Source organism: Shewanella sp. SR43-4, from assembly GCF_014163845.1.
Lineage (GTDB): Bacteria > Pseudomonadota > Gammaproteobacteria > Enterobacterales > Shewanellaceae > Shewanella > Shewanella vesiculosa.
In genome coordinates, this window is sequence record NZ_JACJEB010000003.1 from 21,644 (window position 1) to 41,951 (window position 20,308).

The 20,308-nt window shown below is 38.8% G+C and carries 16 protein-coding genes; all 16 read left to right on the forward strand.

The window, feature by feature from the left end; all coding sequences use genetic code 11:
- Positions 1–18 precede the first annotated feature (18 nt).
- The 16 genes from tssH (at position 19) to H5123_RS04000 (ending at position 19,847) form a co-directional block, all read left to right on the forward strand.
- Positions 19–2,625 carry a type VI secretion system ATPase TssH gene (tssH, locus tag H5123_RS03925; protein ID WP_182697098.1) on the forward strand — a complete coding sequence of 869 codons (2,607 nt, stop codon included), beginning with the start codon at positions 19–21 and terminating at the stop codon, positions 2,623–2,625.
- A 373-nt stretch (positions 2,626–2,998) separates the two neighbouring features.
- On the forward strand, positions 2,999–3,478 hold the full coding sequence (locus H5123_RS03930) for a type VI secretion system tube protein Hcp (protein WP_124015793.1): 480 nt from the start codon (positions 2,999–3,001) through the stop codon (positions 3,476–3,478).
- Between the two features lie 73 nt (positions 3,479–3,551).
- The gene (gene tssI, locus H5123_RS03935) at positions 3,552–5,408 is read left to right on the forward strand and encodes a type VI secretion system tip protein TssI/VgrG (RefSeq protein ID WP_182697099.1); all 1,857 of its coding nucleotides are present in this window, start codon (positions 3,552–3,554) and stop codon (positions 5,406–5,408) included.
- Positions 5,409–5,410: 2 nt separating this feature from the next.
- Positions 5,411–5,764, forward strand: coding sequence for a hypothetical protein (locus tag H5123_RS03940; protein ID WP_124015795.1), 354 nt, complete (start codon positions 5,411–5,413; stop codon positions 5,762–5,764).
- Positions 5,765–5,805: 41 nt separating this feature from the next.
- Positions 5,806–6,096 carry a PAAR domain-containing protein gene (locus H5123_RS03945; RefSeq protein ID WP_124015796.1) on the forward strand — a complete coding sequence of 97 codons (291 nt, stop codon included), beginning with the start codon at positions 5,806–5,808 and terminating at the stop codon, positions 6,094–6,096.
- Between the two features lie 21 nt (positions 6,097–6,117).
- On the forward strand, positions 6,118–7,218 hold the full coding sequence (locus tag H5123_RS03950; RefSeq protein WP_182697100.1) for a hypothetical protein: 1,101 nt from the start codon (positions 6,118–6,120) through the stop codon (positions 7,216–7,218).
- Positions 7,215–8,156, forward strand: coding sequence for a hypothetical protein (locus H5123_RS03955; RefSeq protein ID WP_182697101.1), 942 nt, complete (start codon positions 7,215–7,217; stop codon positions 8,154–8,156). The genes H5123_RS03950 and H5123_RS03955 overlap by 4 nt, the downstream gene beginning before the upstream one ends.
- A gap of 6 nt (positions 8,157–8,162) precedes the next feature.
- The gene (locus H5123_RS03960; protein WP_182697102.1) at positions 8,163–13,136 is read left to right on the forward strand and encodes an RHS repeat-associated core domain-containing protein; all 4,974 of its coding nucleotides are present in this window, start codon (positions 8,163–8,165) and stop codon (positions 13,134–13,136) included.
- Between the two features lies 1 nt (position 13,137).
- The gene (locus H5123_RS03965) at positions 13,138–13,674 is read left to right on the forward strand and encodes a hypothetical protein (protein WP_182697103.1); all 537 of its coding nucleotides are present in this window, start codon (positions 13,138–13,140) and stop codon (positions 13,672–13,674) included.
- A 340-nt stretch (positions 13,675–14,014) separates the two neighbouring features.
- A complete protein-coding gene (locus H5123_RS03970; protein ID WP_182697104.1) occupies positions 14,015–14,482 on the forward strand; it encodes a hypothetical protein in 468 nt (155 codons plus the stop codon).
- A 152-nt stretch (positions 14,483–14,634) separates the two neighbouring features.
- The gene (locus tag H5123_RS20575; protein ID WP_259395586.1) at positions 14,635–15,399 is read left to right on the forward strand and encodes a peptidoglycan-binding protein; all 765 of its coding nucleotides are present in this window, start codon (positions 14,635–14,637) and stop codon (positions 15,397–15,399) included.
- Positions 15,399–15,929 (forward strand): hypothetical protein, encoded by a 531-nt coding sequence (locus H5123_RS03980; RefSeq protein ID WP_182697105.1) that lies wholly within the window; start codon positions 15,399–15,401, stop codon positions 15,927–15,929. Before H5123_RS20575 ends, H5123_RS03980 begins: the two co-directional genes overlap by 1 nt.
- Before the next feature lie 380 nt (positions 15,930–16,309).
- A complete protein-coding gene (locus tag H5123_RS03985) occupies positions 16,310–17,338 on the forward strand; it encodes a hypothetical protein (protein ID WP_182697106.1) in 1,029 nt (342 codons plus the stop codon).
- Between the two features lie 556 nt (positions 17,339–17,894).
- Positions 17,895–18,407, forward strand: a complete 513-nt coding sequence (locus H5123_RS03990; protein ID WP_182697107.1) for a hypothetical protein — start codon at positions 17,895–17,897, stop codon at positions 18,405–18,407.
- 125 nt (positions 18,408–18,532) lie between these two features.
- Positions 18,533–19,423 (forward strand): N-acetylmuramidase family protein, encoded by an 891-nt coding sequence (locus H5123_RS03995; protein ID WP_182697108.1) that lies wholly within the window; start codon positions 18,533–18,535, stop codon positions 19,421–19,423.
- A complete protein-coding gene (locus H5123_RS04000; protein ID WP_182697109.1) occupies positions 19,410–19,847 on the forward strand; it encodes a hypothetical protein in 438 nt (145 codons plus the stop codon). The genes H5123_RS03995 and H5123_RS04000 overlap by 14 nt, the downstream gene beginning before the upstream one ends.
- The last annotated feature ends 461 nt before the right edge of the window (positions 19,848–20,308 follow it).

The following is a 20,308-nucleotide window of genomic DNA, read 5'->3' on the forward strand; positions in this document are numbered from 1 at the left end:
TAATAAAGGACTATGAATATGTCAGCGATGACTTTGAGTAAATTGGTTGGAAAACTTAATCCAGTATGTCGACAATCTTTAGAAACTGCTGCCAGTGTATGCCATAGCCGCAGTCAATTTAGTGTTGAAATTGAGCACTGGTTACTAGCATTATTAGAAAATGGTTCTGGTGATTTAGACATCATCATGGCCAGTTTTTCAGTGCAAAAAGATCAGCTGATCAACGACATTCGTCAGGGATTAGAAAAATTTAAAACGGGTAATAGTGCGGCTCCGAGTCTATCGCCACACATTGTCAGTTTATTACGTCAAACCTGGTTAAATACCAGCATTGAATTTAATGATAATGAGACCAGAACGGCCTATCTTATTTTTACGTTATTGACGGATGATTCGTTAAACTCCTTAGTGTCACGCTCTGCTAAACAGTTACTCAAAATCGACCCTGCGCAGCTAAAACATGCTTGGCCACAACTTGCGCGTCAATCTACAGAGCATGAAGTGTCGAGTACCGATATTGAAGAAACTCAGGCAATGCAATCTGCGCCAAGCAAAACACCAAATCTAGATCAATTTACGCAAAACTTAACCGAACAAGCTGAATTAGGCAAGATTGATCCTATCCTTGGTCGTGATAATGAAATAAGGCAAATGATCGATATTTTAACTCGCCGTCGTCAAAATAATCCTATTTTAACCGGTGAGGCCGGCGTCGGTAAAACGGCCGTAGTGGAAGGTTTAGCACTTAAAATTTTTCAAAAAGAAGTGCCAACTGCATTGCAGAATGTCCGTATTCATGTGCTCGACTTGGCTTTATTACAAGCTGGAGCTGGTGTAAAAGGTGAGTTTGAAAATCGTTTAAAAGCGCTTATTAACGAAGTTAAACAATCGGTTAAGCCAATAATTTTATTTATTGATGAAGCACACACTATGATCGGTAGTGGTGGACAAGCAGGGCAAAATGATGCTGCTAATTTATTAAAACCTGCCTTAGCCCGCGGCGAATTACGTACTATTGCGGCAACAACCTGGGCTGAATACAAAAAGTTTTTTGAAAAAGATGCAGCCTTGACTCGTCGTTTTCAGGTTGTAAAAATTGATGAGCCATCTCCTCAACAGGCGATTGCAATGATGCGAGGACTATTACCCGTAATGGAAGGCCATCATAAGATTCTGGTTTCAGATCAAGCGTTATGTGCCGCGGTAAATTTATCTCATCGTTATATTACTGGGCGTCAGTTGCCAGATAAAGCCGTGAGTTTATTAGACACAGCTTGTGCCCGTGTGGCTATGAGCCAAGCATCGACACCGGGACTGGTTGAGTCCTTACAGCGACAAATTCAGCAACTCGATACCCAGATTAATATTCTCACTCGCGAACAAAAAACTGGTGCAGATCATAAAAAATCCATTATTGAATTAACCAAGAAGCATAAGTTACTCTCAAAAGCACTTGAGCCATTAATGATCCAGTGGCAGGAAGAGTTGAGCACGGTGAAGAAAATTGCTGATTTAGTGACGCAAATCCAATCATCACAGACTGATACAGTTGCTCAATTACAGGAACTGACAGAGTTGAAGGCTAATTTAGCTGTCAATAAACAGCCTATGGTGCATTGGCAAGTTGATGAACAACTTGTTGCTGAAGTGATTTCCGACTGGACTGGGATTCCTGCAGGCAAAATGCAAAGTGATGAAATTAAAACGATTTTGAACTTGAAAGAAACCATGTCTAAGCGGGTTATCGGGCAAGATCATGCATTAGATTTAATTGCGAAAACGGTACAAACGTCGCGCGCCCAATTAGGTGATGAAAAACGCCCAATCGGTGTGTTTTTGCTGACGGGACCTAGCGGTGTAGGAAAAACTGAGACCGCACTAACCCTAGCTGAGCAAGTTTATGGCAGTGAAGATAATGTCACCGTTATCAATATGTCAGAGTTTAAAGAAGAGCATAAAGTATCCCTACTATTAGGCTCACCTCCTGGTTATGTCGGCTATGGCGAGGGGGGAGTATTAACCGAAGCTGTTCGCCGTAAGCCCTATAGCGTTATTTTATTGGATGAAATGGAAAAAGCGCATCCTGGTGTTCAAGATATTTTTTATCAGGTTTTCGATAAAGGTATGATCAAGGATGGAGAAGGGCGAGATATCGACTTCAAAAATACTATTATCATTATGACCTCAAATGCTGGAACTGAAACCACCATGGGGTTGTTTGAAGATGAACAGATTGCGCCCTCTATTACTGGTTTGCGTAAGGCGCTTCAAGATGATTTATTGGGCTACTTTAAACCCGCATTTTTAGGCCGCTTGAATGTGATTCCTTATATTCCTCTTACTCAATATATGCTTAATGAGATCACGAAATTACAATTACAGCGAGTTGCCCATCGCTTAGCAGAGCATTATCAAGCTAAGTTCACTTACAGTGATGATGTCGTTAGCCAAATCGTGTCTATGTGCCAAGATGCCGGTTCTGGCGCTCGAAATGTGCACAATATTTTACAGAATACAATGTTGCCAGATCTTTCTGTTAAGATTTTAAACAATATGGCGAATAATAAAAAAACAACTAATGTAAAAGTTAATGTCGTAAAAGAAGAATTTGTATATAAAATTTAGGTAAACATAAAGGGTATATAACCGAAAATATAAATAATCATTTAGTATTATTAATTAGATTTTTAACATTATATTTGAGGTCTATATAATAAGGTATATACCCTTTGTGATGTTATGTAGTTATTACTGATGTAGTAATAACTATATAATATTTATATTTTTTATTTATCTAAACGATTAGTTGATTATCAAAGAACCTTTGATATAATCCTCATGCTTAATAATGAGGACTCACTATATTTAAATGGATAATACAGTTATGTATTATTTGTTGATATGTGCATTTTTAATAAATTGAAATATTAAGTTTGAATTGTTGAACTTATAAAACTGTCCATTAATGGATGACATCCACGCAAAAGGAGCATTAATAATGCAAGCGAATACATATTTAAACTATGAAGGGATTAAAGGCGAAACCACTGCTGAAGAATTCAAAGACATGATTACTGTGTTATCAGTCGATTGGAATATTAGCCGTGAGATCAGTTCTTTCACTGGTACTGCTAAAGACCGTGAAGCAAGCTCTACTCGTTTAGGTGACGTTACCATTACTAAATTGCAAGATAATTCTTCAACTGACTTGTTCAAAGAAGCAACTATCGGTAAAGGTAAAAAAGCGGTTTTTCACATCACTAAACAAGGTGACAAAATCGAAGAAATCATGCAAATCGAATTAACCGATGCAATGATTTCTAGCTACAGCGTTTCAGTTCATGGTGACCGTCCAGTTGAGACTATCACTATCAGTTACACTGAAATGATGATGGCTGTTACACCTACTGATGACAAAAACAACATTACTGCAGCGCTACGTTATGGCTACAGCGGTGTTAAAGGTCAACAAATGTAAGTTGTTTGTGATCTTAAATCTTGGGGGAACTTGTTTCCCCCAAGATCTTTATTCTTAACGACTGAGGCAAGGAATGCTTAAGGCCACTCAAAAAAATAATATCATCAGTATCACTACGCCATTAGGTAAGGATGTTCTGTACCTAACGCATTTTACTGCCACTGAAGCTATTTCACAGTTATTTTCAATCAGCGTATCAATGTTTACTGTTGGTACTCAGATTAGTCTCGATAGTTTAGTGGGTAAAAACGTCTGTATTACATTACGTAATGCCGAAAGTGATGGTGCTGCTCGGTACTTTCATGGGGTCATAAGTCATCTCGAGTCTGCAGGTATGCGGACGGCTGCTTCAGATGATGCGCAAAATTATATTGATTATCAAGCTGTTATTGTGCCTCAAATGGCACTAATGAAAAAACGCAGCAACTGTAGAATTTTTCAAAATAAGTCTGTAATTGACATTATTAAAGACTTATTTGGTCAACATAAAGTCGAATTTCAAAATAAAACTACCAATACTTATCCTCAGTATGAATACTGCGTGCAGTATCTAGAATCTGATTTAGATTTTGTTTGTCGCTTATTGCAACAAGAGGGTATTTTCTTCTTCTTTGAGCACAGTCTTAGTGCCCATACCCTTGTACTTGCAGATGATATTAACGCCTATAAACCTTGTGCAGAAGAAAAAGTTCGATGTTTTTCAGGACATTTAGCTGAGTCACATGTATCAAACTGGCAAGGTGGAATGAGCATGGTCAGCGGTGGCTTTATTCAAAAAGGCTATGACTATGAACAACCTAAGCTTTATCCATCAGGTAATCATAATAAAGCGGATCTCCCAGAACAAAGTGCCCTTGAAGTGTATGACTATCTAGGTGAATCAGAATTTAATAAACGTGCTCAGCCTTTTGCCAATAATCAGCTTGAAGCCCTGCAAAAAGATATGAACAAATGCAGTGGTCAAGGTGATTGCCGCAGTTTCTTGATAGGTAAATTTTTTACATTTAAAGATCACGAAAACGTCAGTTATAAAGGTAAGAGCTTTGTTCTAAGTTCTTTAAGAACCTCAGCGACACAACCTAATCAGTCTGGCGCAGGCCAATCTATGTCTGGATGCGTGTATCAAAATGATTTTGAATGTGTTCCAAAAAGTACCCCATACCGTTCACAACTTCATTTGCGCAAACCATTAATTAATGGTGTGCAAACTGCTGTGGTTACTGGTGAGCCTGGTGACGAGCAACATATTGATAAATTTGGCCGCGTTAAAGTGCAGTTTCACTGGGATCGTGAAGGTGAATTTAACAGTAAAAGTTCGTGTTGGATCCGTGTCGCACAGAGTTGGGCGGGTAATAAATGGGGCGCATTTTTCTTTCCTCGTGTTGGTCAAGAAGTGCTGGTTGAATTTATTAATGGTGATCCGGATCAACCAATTATTAGTGGTGCTGTGTATAACGCAGACTTAATGCCACCTTATGCCTTACCAGCTAAAAAGACCCAGTCTGGTATTAAAACACACAGTACTAAAGACGCTGGTGCAGACAATTTTAATGAATTACGTTTTGATGATGAAAAGGGTAAAGAGTTACTATTTTTTCAAGCAGAAAAAGATCACCATCTCAATGTTAAACATGATCAAAAAGATACCATAGGTAATGACCGTTTTACTGAAGTGGTTAATAACGATAACGTTAAAATTGGCAAGGATCGCCTAGAAGATATTGGTAATAATGACAGTTTAAACGTTGGCAAAGTGCTCAATATTGAAGCTGGCAAAGAGATTGTGATTAAAACGGGCAGTGCATCTATCAAAATGAGCAGTGATGGTTCTATTTCTATAGAAGGGACAAACATCACCATAAAAGGCACCAATGTTAAGGTTAACGGCACCAGCATTGCCTTAAAAGCTGCTCAAATTAAGTTGAATTAGTCATGTCATCATCTCGTTATCCTGGAGTCGGCCTGTTAGGGCCTTTTTGTCGAGGCCATGAAATTACCTGTCAATTTGGGTATCGACACTTAATCTGTAAACCGGTCGATAAACCGCAAGATCCACTGCTTAATACACCTAATATGACCTTGTGGGTTAGTGCAACATTTGGTGAACAGTTTTTAGTAAATCGACACAGCTGGAAGAATTCACCAGATTTGTTGTATCTAATTTATTGCTATTTACACAATGATACCTATTTGGCTGTTCAACAATCTGAAGCGCAAATTATTAGTATCATTGCATTGGCGTTGGAACAGCGTGCTTTATTGGTTATCCCTTTAGATAACGAGTAAACCTCTGGAACAACACATTACAACAAATAAAGGAATATTTGATGGGAATGCCCGCAGCAACGCTTACATGCATGCATCTTTGTCCTAAAACCAATCCCGGTCCAGTACCTCATGTTGGCGGTCCTATTGTAATGGGGTCTGGCAATGTTCTTATTGGTTCATTACCCGCAGCACGTAAAGGTGACAAGTTAATTTGTGTTGGGCCGCCTGATACGATTAATGCAGGTTCAAGTTCGGTATTGATTAATGGCAAACCCGCTGCCCGAATGGGAGATGGTACCGCTCATGGTGGGAAGATTATTGTAGGTAATCCTACAGTGATGATTGGCTAGAACGAACAAGGATTGTGGTAAATGAATTTGATTGAGAGTTTTAATCTTCTGCTGGCGCAACGACAAGTAATGTTGTCGTCGTTTCAGTGTATGCCAAAAAACATTGAAGATAATACTCAATCGTTAACGGTCATTTTAAAGATGATCCAGCAAAAAAAAGATCCTAACTGGCCGTTACTCAGTGCCAATACTCAGGAGCAAATTGTTGATGCTTTTGAAACTGATGTGCAGTTTAGCCCAACTGACAAGGTAGTCATTTTATCTCTGTTGTTACAACTGCACTACAAGGCTCAGCCTACAGCGCAATCACATATCGTTGAGGCATTATTTGCCAGCAGTCTTGTTGATGCGAGCCAATATAGCCCTGCATTTGCATTAATGGCTAGCCAACTTCAATTTGATAAGGTTAGTTTTACTGCAAGCAATAAGACTCCTGAGCAAATTCAGCAATATATCTTGTTGTGCATCTATCGTGGTAAACGCTTAAAGCGTAACGATGGCATTAATTCACTGAACATCCCTCGGTCGTCACTGACGTCTTTATATATTGAAATGCTGATGTCTAGCATTAATGAACCGATAGAGCTCTATGGCTTATTCAGTCAATTAGATTATTGCCACAGTGCTCTTTTTGAAGTGTTTATTATTTCATTAGACGAAGCCATATTAACCAAAGTGTTCAATTTAATGAGTCAGAATGTTGATTTGACATTAAGGGTCATTGAGCTAATGGGCTATTCAGGTTTTAGTAAATTTGTGCCTTTTTTAGCTCGAGCTATGCAGCAACCAAATCAAACCTTAGTGGCTTTTAGCGCATTGAGAACTATTTTAGGCCCCGAGTTAGATCAATCGGTTCCTTATCAATGGCAGTTTGAGGAAGATGAAGCCGAACGTTGTGAATATTTACAATTTTACAGTGCTAAATTATTGCATCGTTGGATGCTATTAGCCCTTAAAATGCCTGAAGTTAGATTGATTAATGGTATTGAAGTCAATCCTGCTAGTATCGATAAAATCATTCGTTACTCTAGTCCTGTTCACCAACGAATCGCTTATTTACACAAGCTTAGGTTCAATAATGTGGTCAATCACAGCCCTCAACGAGTGAAAGTCGCCTTATGATTATGCATGCAGAGGCCATTGAAATCGTTGTGGGGACCTATCAAAATCCACTACAGTTGCTCAACCTACCTTTATCTGAGGCGGTTGATTTTGAGTATCAATTTGATGGTCAACACATCGCTGCGGTAATGGCTCAAGGCCTGGCTACTGAGTCTCAATTAAGCCGTATCATTGATATGTTACACAAGTTGCCGATCCATGACGAAGCTCAGTGGCAGCCTTACCGAACTCAGCCGATTTTTTGGATTTTACCCCATTTAGAAAAACAACAACTTGTGGATTGGGTAAGTCGTTTACATGCACTTTTCCCACATTGCTTTGAACATCCTCATAGCCGATTTTTTCCTATGGGAAGTGCTGGGTTTTTCTCTGCATTGAGCGCATTAAAGGCATTACCAGTCGATAGTCAAAGTGCGATATTTATTGCTGTAGACAGCCTGTATTTTGCGCTTTCAGATTTGCAAAATGAGCAAGAGCTGATTACCCAGGATCAAGATAGCGGTCGTTGTCCTGCTGAAGCGGTCATCATGGCCAACATCAATGTTGCAACTGATGGTATGCACGTTTTGGATTTATTCCAAGAGTCATGCAGCTTAGTTCAGCAAACTCAGGCCATAAAAACCTTATTTAACAGAGCTTGCCAAGTCGATGATATTGATCAACTGTCGCAGCTTTATTTACCCGGTAGCCATTCGACAGTGACAGACAATTGGCTTAATGCTTACGAGCAATTAGCGGGCAAAATTAATCAAGACACACAAATTACCCAATCCAGCTATTTTACTGGTGACATAGGTTGCGTGGTAGGATTATATAACTTTTTACACATCTATAATCGCTATCAACAACAGGCAGTTACAGGAATAAGTTTACAACTTGAAGTGTCTCAACAACTTCATCTTGGTGTGGCAATGTACTCATGGATAGAGAAGGCATAAACGAACATGGCGGTCAGTAATTTCTATTTTAAAGGTCATAACCGTTACATTGTTATCGCGCCTGCCAGCGCGTCAACCCCTGCTGGGTTTCAATTATCTACGTTTGAACAAAATCATAATATTAGTACCATTATTAATGAAATCTCGCCTCATTTAGTCCGCGACCGTAATGCTTTAATTCATGCCAGAAGTTTGGTGATGAACGCCGGCGTAAACGTGACTTTATCTGCCAGAGATATTACTCATAAACTCAGTGACATTATTGGGCGTAATTTACTCCGAGTGTACCTCGAAATGCCCAAACAACAGATTCAATCCTCAACAGAAATCGCTAGCGTTGGGGCGAGTTCGACGAATAAAAAATCCCCCAAAGCCAGCAAGGGTAAACAAACTTCTGCATCAGTTCAGTCTGGTACTGTGACCAATCATTCTCCGACGGAAGTGAGCATCGATAAACAAGAGTGCCGCAGCGATCCGGTTTCGATGCTAAGTGGCGAAGAAATTTTACCGTTAGTCGATTTTGAGCTTAATGGTTTAATGCCGCTAACATGGCGCCGTTTGTATCGTTCGAGTAAAGTTGGTACTAACGTTGGTATGGGGTACGGCTGGCGTCATAACTTTTGTGTACAGCTAGATCATCAATATCAAGCACCTGCGAAAGTAGGGCCTAAAAAACCTGGTAAATATTGGTTTGAGTTAACTGACGATGAAGGCCGAGTGCATGTTTTTGATTCGGTCAAACGTGGGCAGACCAGCATCCAACTTTCAACAGGTTGGTCGTTAGTTCATCAAGCCGATGGTCGTCAAGTACTCATCAAGCCAGATGACAGTCATTGGGCTTTTGTAAAGCAACAGGTTGCAGGCAAAGATGTTTGGCAATTAGAAAGCATTAGTAATCATCAAGGCCAATATTTTCAGCTGTATTATGATCATCAAGGTCGTTTAACCCAAATAACCACAGGCCCAAAACGTGGCGTATTGTTATTTTATAATGCACAGAGCAACTTATTAAAAGTGGCTTCGTACATGTTAGATAACCAAGGTAACAAACAAGTTCATCAAAATTTGTTAGCCAGTTATCAATATGACGACGATCAAGCACTTATTGCCGCCACTGATATTAATGGCCGAGTAGAGCGCTACAGTTATGTCAAGGTCAAGTCAGCCGACATCACATCTGACAGTGATCATCAATATAACCCTAAAAGTACCACTTATTTATTGCAGCGCCGAACACGCGCATCTGGCTTTAGCCATCACTTTGCATGGGACGGACAAGATCACCAAGCCAAGTGCATTGAGCAATGGGGTGATGATGATATCTATCATTATCATTTTGAATATACAGCACTCGTTCACGGCGTAAAAAGCCGTTGTACTGACTCTTTAGGTCATAGCGAAACTTTTATTCACAATACACAAGGGCTGTTGACTGAACACCACAACCCGAATGGCAGCATAATACGTCATCAATATGATGCAGTTGGTCGTAAAGTGGCCACCATTGATGCCTGTGATAATAAAATACAATATAACTATAACCATCAAGGACAGTTACTGGCTGTTATTCAAGCCGATGGCGGCACTACGCGGTTTGAATATAATCGTTTAGGTCAAAGAATTGTCACCCGAGATGCCATAGGTCGAACAGCTAAAAGACATTATGATGCCACTGGGCGATTACTGTCTGAAACAGGTTTTGATGGTCGTCCAAGTCATTATCAATACAATGATGCTGGGCAGTTAACCCAAAAAATCGATGTTAATGGTGTAACACATCGCTACCATTGGGACCGCGACGGTGAGTTACTTGCTACACAAGTCGGTGATGCGCTTACCCGTTTTAGCCATGACAGACTGGGGCGTGTTAATGCCACTATTAATCCCCAAGGCTTAGTCACTGAATTTATTCGTGACAATAAAGGTCAGATTATCGAGAGTAAATCTTACCCACAAGATAATCAAGACAAGCCTGAAGAAGCCATTAGTCATTATTATCAGTACGATGATGCCGGACGTATTATTCGCCAGCGCCAACAGGCTGATGTTGCTGGCGAGCAAGAACTCAGTAACGATAGCGAGTACATTGAAAACATTATCGACTATGACGGTTTAGCCCAACCGCGCCAGCAAACGTTTGCCGATGGTAGTTGGCTGAAGTTTTTTTATGATAAAGAACGTAACTTAAACCGCATCGAGCGCAGTGATGGGGCGCAATACCGTATTGAATACACGCCAACAGAGCAACCTAGAACCTTAATTGGTTTTGATGGCCGCGAGCAACATTATCAATATGACGCTAATGACAAATTAGTTGCCGTGAACGACAGTGATATTCGGTTTGTTGAGCTTAAACGTGATGCCATGGGGCGAATTTGTCAGCAAAGTAGCCATGTCAAACTTGAGCCAAGTGCCACATCAGCGCTACTGAACACTCAGAACTTTTATCAATATAATCCTATAGGGCAAATCACTCGTGCCCATAACCAACACCGTACTGTGCAGCGACACCTTGACCCACAAGGGCGAATAAAACGGGTATTGCAAAGCCAGTGGCAACTTGACTATCAATATGATGACTCAGGTAACCGCAGTGGCTTAACCTTACCTGACGGGCAACAGATTGACTATCAATACAATAAAAACAGTCAATTAAGTGGCATTAGCGTTACAGGCAATGGCCCATCAAAGCAGTGTGTACAGCTGGCTCATTATCACTATCTGCCATCAGGTTTATTGCATAAAACGATACAGGGTAATCAGCTTGAACTCACTCATGCGTATGATAGCCATTCAAGATTAATTGAGCAGACATGGCGACATGCGAGCTCAGATAGCGCAGCACCAGAGCTTGCCTCATCAGAGTCAGCACTATTTGCATCAAGACGTTATCAATACGATAAACAACATCAATTACTTCATTGTGAGAGCGAAGTAGTCGAGCAGGGCGCAACTAGTGAGGTTCAAACCACCCAAGGGCCTGAAACCAAAAGCGCGCCAGATGTTAAGCAATTTCGCTATAACAACATCAGCCAACTCGTCAGTGACAGTCATACTCGTGTATCGGATAACCCTACTGGTAACAAAATCCGTGTTCAGCAACAATACCAATGGGATGGATTCGGTAATCCTACCCATTCACTTCGTGCTGACAATAACAGTGCAGATGCCAGTGTTAACAGCCCAACAGCTGGCTTAGAGCGTGCAGAACACATTCAACACTCAGCGTCATCGGCTTTATCATCCGATACGGTAAGGCCCAATAAAAACAATCATGATGTAGTGGTAAACAATGACCGCTTAATGAGCATGGCTGGTGTCGATTACCGCTATGATGCCAGTGGCAACCAAATCAGCCAAATTGGCACTGGCGATAAACAACAGCGCAGTTTTAATGGCTTAAACCAACTGGTGCAAATCAACGTTAATGGCAAGCTGACACAATACGAATATGATGCCCTAGGCCGTCGCAGTGCAAAAATCACCGAACTCAGTCGCACCGACTTTATTTGGGATAATCACCAGCTGATTGGCGAATGCACCTTAGGTGAATACAGCTGGTATATTTATCAACCAGACACCTTTACTCCAGTCGCATTAATCAAAGCTGGACAGGTTTATTATTATCACCTAGACCAACTCGGCACCCCAATTTGCTTAACAGATGAAAACGCTAAAATTGTCTGGCGCAGCCAACAAGACGTGTTTGGCCAAACAATTGAAAGCGTGGATTGTAAAGATGCGGATTATGCAGCTCAGCAAGACAAGATTCCTAACCCAATTCGTTTTCAAGGGCAATACTTTGATGACGAATCAGGTTTACACTACAACCGCTTTAGGTACTACAGCCCTCAACAAGCACGATTCATCCATCAAGACCCGATAGGATTAGTGGGCGGCATAAATCATTATCAATATGCGCCTAATCATGTCAACTGGGTGGATCCGCTAGGTTTACTGTGTAAAGAAGGGCAAGCCAAGGTAGCGGAAGCAATAAATAATAGTGACAATATATCAACCGAACTCAAAGCGAAATTAATAGCCTTGTCTAAGCTAGTCGATTCGCCTTATACAGCAGATGAAATGGTTGAAAGTATTAATGCGGGTACTGCTGACCAAATGATTAAAGAGGATGAACCAGAGGCTGAGTCTGAACCTAACGCAGAGCCAAAATCCCTCGAAGAATGTCAAGAAAGATTAAAAGCAGCACGAAATAATATCATTAAAAATGGTTATAACGCAAAATATAGCGATGATGAATTATTGAATATGGCAAAAGCTGGTGATGTTGCAAATGAAAGATTTCATGTTAGGTTTATGGATGCTAGCTACCTTGAATATAAAGGGAAGCCTGGAAACTTAGGTCAACCATTTGAGGGGGTATCAGGTTATGGTGCTAAGTATTGGTCTACTACTTTCGATCAAATTGAAGATGCCGATACCGATCCGAAAATTATCAGTGCAAAATTAGGGTTAGATTATGACCCAAGCAAGACATTTGTCATGGTGATCGTTGATACAGATAAAGCCAAAGTAATCGCCGATACTCATAGTATTATTCCTACACACGAAAGGTTGGGTAAATTTGCGAAAGAGGAATTGCCCGATAGTTTCTCGCCTGAAGAAATCAATATTTTAATGACGTCTGAATTCCAAGCAAACTATTCAAAACAATATCAGGCGGCATTAGATTCTGGTGCGATGGAGAATGAATGGGATAACGCTGGTGCGATAAAGTATTTTAAAGATAATACAGCTGATCCTGCACAATATCAGTTAATGAAAAAACGTTTAGATATGCAAAAGAAATTAGGGAATAATCAACATTTCTTAGGTAACGGCTTAACTAAAACCTTGCTCCCTAATAATGGACAATTTGGTGCAGTCGAAACTTTTAATTTCGAACGTAAGCTTATTAATTTAGAAGAGTTTGGTGGCGCGATTAAGATCTCGGACGTATTAAAACCAATAGGCAACTAACATGAAAAAACAATATTTACCACCATTAATCGAAATTACCGAACCTGATAGCCCAGCTCATGGCATCAAACTAATAGCACGCATTAATGATTCATTGAATTACCCTAATCGTTCCTATTCATTTTATAAACAAGATGATTTCTTATCTATCGTTCATCACTGGATAATTACGCCAAAAAATAAAGCAGCATATTTAGCTACCGAACAATTTGATGCCCCGTTAGAAATTTTACCGTGGTTTATTGATAAACTTGAGTTCTTCATGAAATCTTCAACACAGGGAGGTTTGCCAGCTAACAAAATTGCAACTGATAAAGAAAAGGTTAGAGGGGAGTATATTATACTGGGCAGAGCAATGGATGCAGGTAATGCACGTCGCGAGGGTGGGTATATTCTGGATAATATAGATAGGAAGGACCATCATAAAATCAGTACTAACCCTCAAGATATTACATTCTCTGACAGTTTTTTATTTGAGGGTGGTTTGATGGATTTATGGAAAGACTTAGCTGAAAAATATAAAGGTGATAATTTATAATATTTTATTCTAAGAGTAACGCAAACTGAGTATGCTGAAAATAACATGGTCATCCATTATTACTGGCTGAATATCAACCAATAAACTTCGCTTTATTTACAGGGCAAGATCGTGAACGTCTTTCATACAGAGTAAGTATGTTTTTAGAACTATATTTGTTCAGTACGTTATCACTTCATGAATATTGGAAGTGATTCAGTATTGAAATTATTCATAGCGCTCAAAAAACACACACTCATGCGGTTGCCCTGAGGTATTACCGAACCTGCTTTAGTCAACTCAGAAAAAATATTTCATATTAATGAACTTTCCAAACAATTTTGAGGCTCTAAAAAATAAAATGACAAATAATAATTTTCAAAAAGCCATACAGAGTGGAAATGTCTATGATTTTTTTAGAGGCAAGGGATCATATTTTATATCAAGTCCTGATTATGATGGGCATGTGCATGGTGCTCAAATGGGAGGTGCAGCAAGGGTTTATGCAGAAGAATCAAGAGAACACTCAAAAGAATTTGATAAGTTTTTTTTAGAATTTTTAGATAGTTTGGAAGTATCTGAAGATGATCTTAACCATTTACTTGCTAACTTATCTTCGTATTGCGCTCAAAAAAGCAGGGGAGGCTTTACTTATAGTTTTCTTTTTGAAAATCAAAATGGGCCTGAATGGGATTCTGTAAATCGTTATCTCAATGAAGTATCTAAATCATCATTTTTTGGAAATGTTAAATCACAAATTGCAAGGCATGCTAATTTTATTAATAAAAAGGGATATAAATTCCTCTCGTATATTTTTGAAACTTTATAAAAATATAGGCATGTTCTGTGTGGGCTTTTTGACGATGAAAACATCTCGTGGAAATGTAATTATATCGCTAAATTGTCAAAAATCAGTTCCCAAAAATTAAAGAATTACAGATTTTATCTCTTATTAAAATCAACTATGACAAGGATAATACGATGTCATCAATAAAAATAACTCAAGCTGTCGGGCTGGGTGGAGCTAACAATGGAAACGATGTAAAAGCTGTACAAACGGCATTAAATAAATTACTTAAATTCATTCCTCCTACAAAATCATTAATTGTTGATGGCCGTTTAGGCTCTGGGCCTGAAAGCGCTAAAACTATTGCAGCGATAAAGCTATTTCAAAGTAAAGTACTCAACATGGTACGTCCAGATGGCAAAATTGATGCGAATGGTCGAACTCTTCGTAAGATAAATGAAATGTTGATAGTAAAGAGCATTCAGATCGCGGGCATGCAAGACCCTAAACTTTTCATGGCAAATGTAATAAAGCCGACTCTTTTGAAAATAGGTTTAGCCTCCAGAAAAGCAGAAATGCTACTACTGGGAACCGCCATCCAAGAGAGCCGTTTAAAATACCGACAACAATTAGGTGGCGGGCCTGCTTTAAGTTATTTTCAAATAGAACCAGCCACACACGATGATATTTGGGATAATTATCTAGCGTACAGACCTGAGCTAGCAAAGAAAGTCAGTGAATTGTTGAACAATGATGACAAATTACAAGAGCTAAAAGATAATGATCTATATGCATGTGCTATGGCAAGAGTGCATTATTTAAGGGCTCCAGCAGGGTTACCATCAGAGGATGATCTTCATGGTCAGGCAGCGTATTGGAAAGTCTATTACAATACGCCGTTAGGTAAGGGAACGATTCAAGAGTATGTTCATAATTTGCAAACCTATGGGGTTAAGTAATGACGTTATATAAATCTATTTTTGCAGTCTTATTATTGACCGCTAGCCATTTTGCTGCAGCGTCAGATTGTATTCAAATAAAAGTGATAAAGCCGATACTAGTGCAATTTAGTAGTGATGATGTTAAGTCAAAAAGATTTGATCAAGTTAAACTTTTACATGAAGATAAATCGGGCATTTGTTTACCGACTCTTGACACCTATGTTTTAGCATATAATGAAGGTGTTCCATTTATTGCTGTTCGTTTGAAGGGACACACGCCAAATATCACACTGATAAAAAAAGATGATATTGAGTATGCCTTGATCAAATATCATACGGGTAACAAGCTTCAGGTATTGAAAGGGTACCAATATGTAGACTCTGATTTAATTGAACTTCCAAACTTTACCTTAAGTAGTAATTTAAGCCAAATCAATATCGTTAATGGAAGTATTGAAGTTAACAATACCGAATTAGTTAAAAATAAGGTAATAAACCAATTGGCATACTATGATTTTGACCTAACGGGTATACATAAAAAGCGTTAAAATAATATCATTGGCATTTATCTCAGTTGCTTTGCTGTCAGCCGATAAGGCTACTGAATTGAATAGTATTTCCAGACCCAAAGGCACCATCGTTAGCGTAGAATATATTCCTTATTATCCCCGTTTTTCGCGAGTGGTGGTTAACGCTTTTTTGTGTGGCATTTAACTCGAAGAATAACGTTTACACACATAGGGTTCTATAAAGAATGGTAAAATTAACAAAGATTATCTTTTATCTTTTCAACTATTAATTATTTCATTGTCTTGGTGATTAGTGGTCTCATACCCACATTAAATAAAATTATCACCGTAATATCTGACGCCTAGTTTCCTACAGAAATTAGGTGGAATTAACATCATTAACAAAGTAAAGGAATACTATGCACGATATATTTGGCGAGATTAGACGCGAATTTTACACTCAAACAATCAAGGAGTGGTTAGGTTGGATTGTGGGGACATTTTTACTGGTCGTGTTGATTAAATGGTTTGCTCAACAATATGACGTCCCAGAATTTGAATTCCATGTTTGGGTATCAGCAACTCTCTATCTTTGGTATGTCTCTACCATTAGCTTATTAATCGGTAGCACCTATTTTATCGCCCGTAATGCCCAAACCATGTTAGAGAGGCGAGCAACACATCCGCAAAAGCCTGACAGTATTGATTTAACCAATGACTTAGTCCGAGTTAAAAAAATTAAGATTAAAGCCGGAGTAATTGCAGTTGTTGCGCATATTATCAATGCTGGCGTTGTTTACTTTGTTACTGGTCACGTACCTGGCATGACGTCAGAATATCAATTGTATGCTGTTATAGGAGTATTTGCGATAGCCGCCATTAAACCTGCGATGTTAGCGGTAAACGCTATTCGTATGGAGATTTTTGGCATGATTGAAGAGGCGGATTATCCGCAGAAATCGGTTGCTGATTTATGGCGAGTGGTGAATGACTTTAACGACTATGAAGAACGATTAGAAAAAGTATTCGAGCGTATAGATGATGCTAAGCAGGAATTCAGCCGTGAAAAAGAGATGACTATTGCTGATATTGTTGAAAAATTAACACTATATAAAGCAGAATTACAATCTGCATTTGATGAAAAAATAACACTTTTCTCATCATCAGACGGCGCAAGGGAAGCGGCTTATAACGCGTTAAAAGAAGCACAAGCACCATTAAGTAAAGAAGTCAGTAAAATATTGGCTGAGCTGCAAAATTTACAAAGCTTTGTGATTGATTTACGGGATAAAAATATCAAGGGAGAGCAATTGATGTCAGCATTAAAAGAATTTGGCATTGAGTCATTAGCTGATTTAAATGTGAGTTTTCAAAAATCGATTGTGACGCATAATCCCCCCTTACGAAGTGTGCTACCGCCAATTGTAGATGAAGAAATACGCAGCTAAATGTCGTTTTGGGGTCAAGATTATCAATTTAGTGATTGATGGACCCACGGCACTGTACTTTAAAGATTGAATCATTCCTTTAGTGCGAAACTCTGTTTAGTTCTTTAAAAAATGGATAGCCAAAAATATAGGTGCATTACTGGTTAACGCAACTATATTTTGAACGGGGGTAAAGTCTTGGAATACCTTAGATGATGCGCCTGTCGAAGGTTGTTGTTTAGTCGCTAAAGAGGGCAACATTCTACCTCATGCCTATGGTTTATGTATGAAAGCTCATAGTTACTGGCAGTAGTATTTCAACAATAAAACTGTCAATTAAGTGGCATTACATTAATAGACAGTCGCTTTACAGGCCATGGCCCATCGAAGCCGATTGTGCAGCGGGCTCATTATCATTATCTGTCATCAGGCTTATTGCATAAAACGATATAAGGTAATCAACTTGAACTGACTCATGCTTATGCCAGTCATTCAAGATTAATTGAGCAGACATGGCGACATGCGAGCTCAAAGGAATACTTGTTTTGGAGTTCAATAGTAAAAGGATGTAAGCCCAATGTTGAATAAATGTATCGTGATATTTTTTTTATTAATATCTTTTATGGCTAAAGCTGAAATTTCAGAAGATGGGAAATATGCAACACTTATGTTGCAGGTTAACTTAGCTAAATATGATAATAAAAGTAGCCATTGCTTCAAGCAAGTAACGGATTTCATTTTACCAGAAAGTGATATGTTGAAATTAAAACAGATGCCTCGAGAAACAGCTGGTGTTCTGGGTAAGCTTTTTGATGATGCGTTATATAATTGTGCTCAGCCTGAAGTCTTTAATTTAGCTCGCGCTATTCTGACATTGCAAGAGCAGAATAAGGTTGAAAAGTCTCAGGCTATAAGTGAGCAAATTAAAAATATACGTCTTTTAGTTTTTCCTAAATCTACAGTAGCTTCTGCTCGAGAGTATGAAAACCTGACTGAAAATATAAAAACTCAATTGGAAAGTATCGAATCATTAAAAAAACCATTTAATCCGATGGTCATTATTGAGCAGGTTTGGGGCGCTCCTCAGTGAAGAAGGTATTTAGCCTCTAGCCCAACAAAATATAGGTGCGAAAAAGTTAATTACTATCAACATATTAAGTAGTAAATCTGCAGATTTAACTTCTGCTTTACACCAATAATGACAAGGATAATACGATGTCATCAATAAAAATAACTCAAGCTGTCGGGCTGGGTGGAGCTAACAATGTAAACGATGTTAAAACAGTACAAAGCGGTTTAAACAAACTACTTAAATTCATTCCTCCTACAAAGTCATTAATTGTTGATGGCCGTTTAGGCTCTAGGCCTGAAAGCTCTAAAACCGTTGCAGCGATTAAGTTATTTCAAAGCAAAGTACTTAATATGCTACGTCCAGATGGCAAAATTGACGCTAATGGTCGAACTCATCGAAAGATAAATGAAAAGTTAATAGCCGTATCAAGCAAGTTTAACTATAAGTTACCGATAGCATCTATTGATATTCCAACATTATCAGAGTCTGATTATCTAGATATTGCGAATCAACTTGGCTGTAAAGTCGCTGCAGTCAAAGCTGTTGCGGACGTTGAGTCTTCTGGTGATGCATTTTTTTCAAACGGAAAGCCAAAAATTTTATATGAAGCCCATATTTTTTCTCATTTGACAAATCACAAGTATGATCAGAGTAACCCATTTGTATCCAGCAGAACTTGGAATCGAAGCTTATATAACGGTGGCTCCCAGGAGTATGCAAGGCTTGAAATTGCCATGACGTTAGATTCTTCAGAGGCTTTGAAGTCGACTTCATGGGGGCGCTTTCAAATTATGGGCTTTAATTATAGTGAGTCAGGTTTTACTAACGTAGAAGCATTTGTTAAAGCAATGTTCAGCTCAGAAAGAAAACAGCTTGATGCTTTCGTTAGCTTTGTAAAGAATAAAGGGCTAGAAAAGTACCTAATAACGCTAGACTGGGCTTCATTTGCTAAAGGTTATAACGGGTCGCAGTACGAACAGAATAAGTATGATGTTAAATTACAGAAGGCATTTGAAAAATATGACAAAAAGTAAACTCTCTAACGCTTTGTGGGTTTTACCCTTATTTTTAGTTGCATCGTGTAGTGCCTCTCAGCGTGATGAGGCAGAGATTATATTTAAATGCCACGCTGAGCAGCCCAAATCGATTGATGTTGTTATTAGTAAAATGGATAACACGTTTAAATTAGAGCAATTTAACATTGCAAGTTCAAAGCTTGCTAATGCAGAGCTAATTAGTGATGTGAGTAAATCGAGCTTCCACCGCTCTTTAGTCACTGAGCACAGTATGACTTTTACACACGGCGATAGTGAAGTCATCGTGAGTGACTACTACAGCGAAGAACTTAATATGATTACTAAAGAAACATCAGTAACAATACAAAAAATTGGTAAAAAAGAATATTGGCTTTGTGATGATTCAGGTTTTAGTAAGTTGGGCTCTGTTGAAGATTTCTAGTAAATTAAAAATGTTCATTATCTTGCTAAAATCAAAGTGGTTAAAGTGGAATAAATGTACCAAGATGATGAAGTAGAAAAGCAGGTCTATTTTGCTGAACAGGCTCATTCATACCTTCGCCTATGCTTTCTTTTACAGTTTATATTTCTCAAAAAAGAGTTCTTCAGAAGAGACTTTGACATGGGGTGGGGGAAACATTTTTGTTTGCTTTGTCATTGTTATATCTTTCACCAACGCAGCAGGTCCGAGGTGGAATAATTCAATTGATATAGATGATCACAACTTAACAATTAATGTTGCAGTTCAACAGTGCCAAAAAACTTAATTAATGCTCCTAAAAGCTGGAGCTATTGTGTAAAAAAAGCCATTAATATGGGTTCTTGGAGAGGTTTAGTACCTCTTAGCTTGCACACAGGTGATCTGGATTGTAATAGAGTCATCAACAAAGACTAGTTTGAGTT

What these genes read in the sequence shown, in the direction of transcription:
- H5123_RS03965 (WP_182697103.1), top strand. Translation starts at nt 13,138, where the DNA reads ATGAAAAAACAATATTTACCACCATTAATCGAAATTACCGAACCTGAT.
- H5123_RS03970 (WP_182697104.1), top strand. Translation starts at nt 14,015, where the DNA reads ATGACAAATAATAATTTTCAAAAAGCCATACAGAGTGGAAATGTCTAT.
- H5123_RS03930 (WP_124015793.1), top strand. Translation starts at nt 2,999, where the DNA reads ATGCAAGCGAATACATATTTAAACTATGAAGGGATTAAAGGCGAAACC.
- H5123_RS20575 (WP_259395586.1), top strand. Translation starts at nt 14,635, where the DNA reads ATGTCATCAATAAAAATAACTCAAGCTGTCGGGCTGGGTGGAGCTAAC.
- H5123_RS03985 (WP_182697106.1), top strand. Translation starts at nt 16,310, where the DNA reads ATGCACGATATATTTGGCGAGATTAGACGCGAATTTTACACTCAAACA.
- H5123_RS03955 (WP_182697101.1), top strand. Translation starts at nt 7,215, where the DNA reads ATGATTATGCATGCAGAGGCCATTGAAATCGTTGTGGGGACCTATCAA.
- H5123_RS03950 (WP_182697100.1), top strand. Translation starts at nt 6,118, where the DNA reads ATGAATTTGATTGAGAGTTTTAATCTTCTGCTGGCGCAACGACAAGTA.
- H5123_RS03980 (WP_182697105.1), top strand. Translation starts at nt 15,399, where the DNA reads ATGACGTTATATAAATCTATTTTTGCAGTCTTATTATTGACCGCTAGC.
- H5123_RS03990 (WP_182697107.1), top strand. Translation starts at nt 17,895, where the DNA reads ATGTTGAATAAATGTATCGTGATATTTTTTTTATTAATATCTTTTATG.
- H5123_RS03960 (WP_182697102.1), top strand. Translation starts at nt 8,163, where the DNA reads ATGGCGGTCAGTAATTTCTATTTTAAAGGTCATAACCGTTACATTGTT.
- H5123_RS03940 (WP_124015795.1), top strand. Translation starts at nt 5,411, where the DNA reads ATGTCATCATCTCGTTATCCTGGAGTCGGCCTGTTAGGGCCTTTTTGT.
- H5123_RS04000 (WP_182697109.1), top strand. Translation starts at nt 19,410, where the DNA reads ATGACAAAAAGTAAACTCTCTAACGCTTTGTGGGTTTTACCCTTATTT.
- tssI (WP_182697099.1), top strand. Translation starts at nt 3,552, where the DNA reads ATGCTTAAGGCCACTCAAAAAAATAATATCATCAGTATCACTACGCCA.
- H5123_RS03995 (WP_182697108.1), top strand. Translation starts at nt 18,533, where the DNA reads ATGTCATCAATAAAAATAACTCAAGCTGTCGGGCTGGGTGGAGCTAAC.
- H5123_RS03945 (WP_124015796.1), top strand. Translation starts at nt 5,806, where the DNA reads ATGGGAATGCCCGCAGCAACGCTTACATGCATGCATCTTTGTCCTAAA.
- tssH (WP_182697098.1), top strand. Translation starts at nt 19, where the DNA reads ATGTCAGCGATGACTTTGAGTAAATTGGTTGGAAAACTTAATCCAGTA.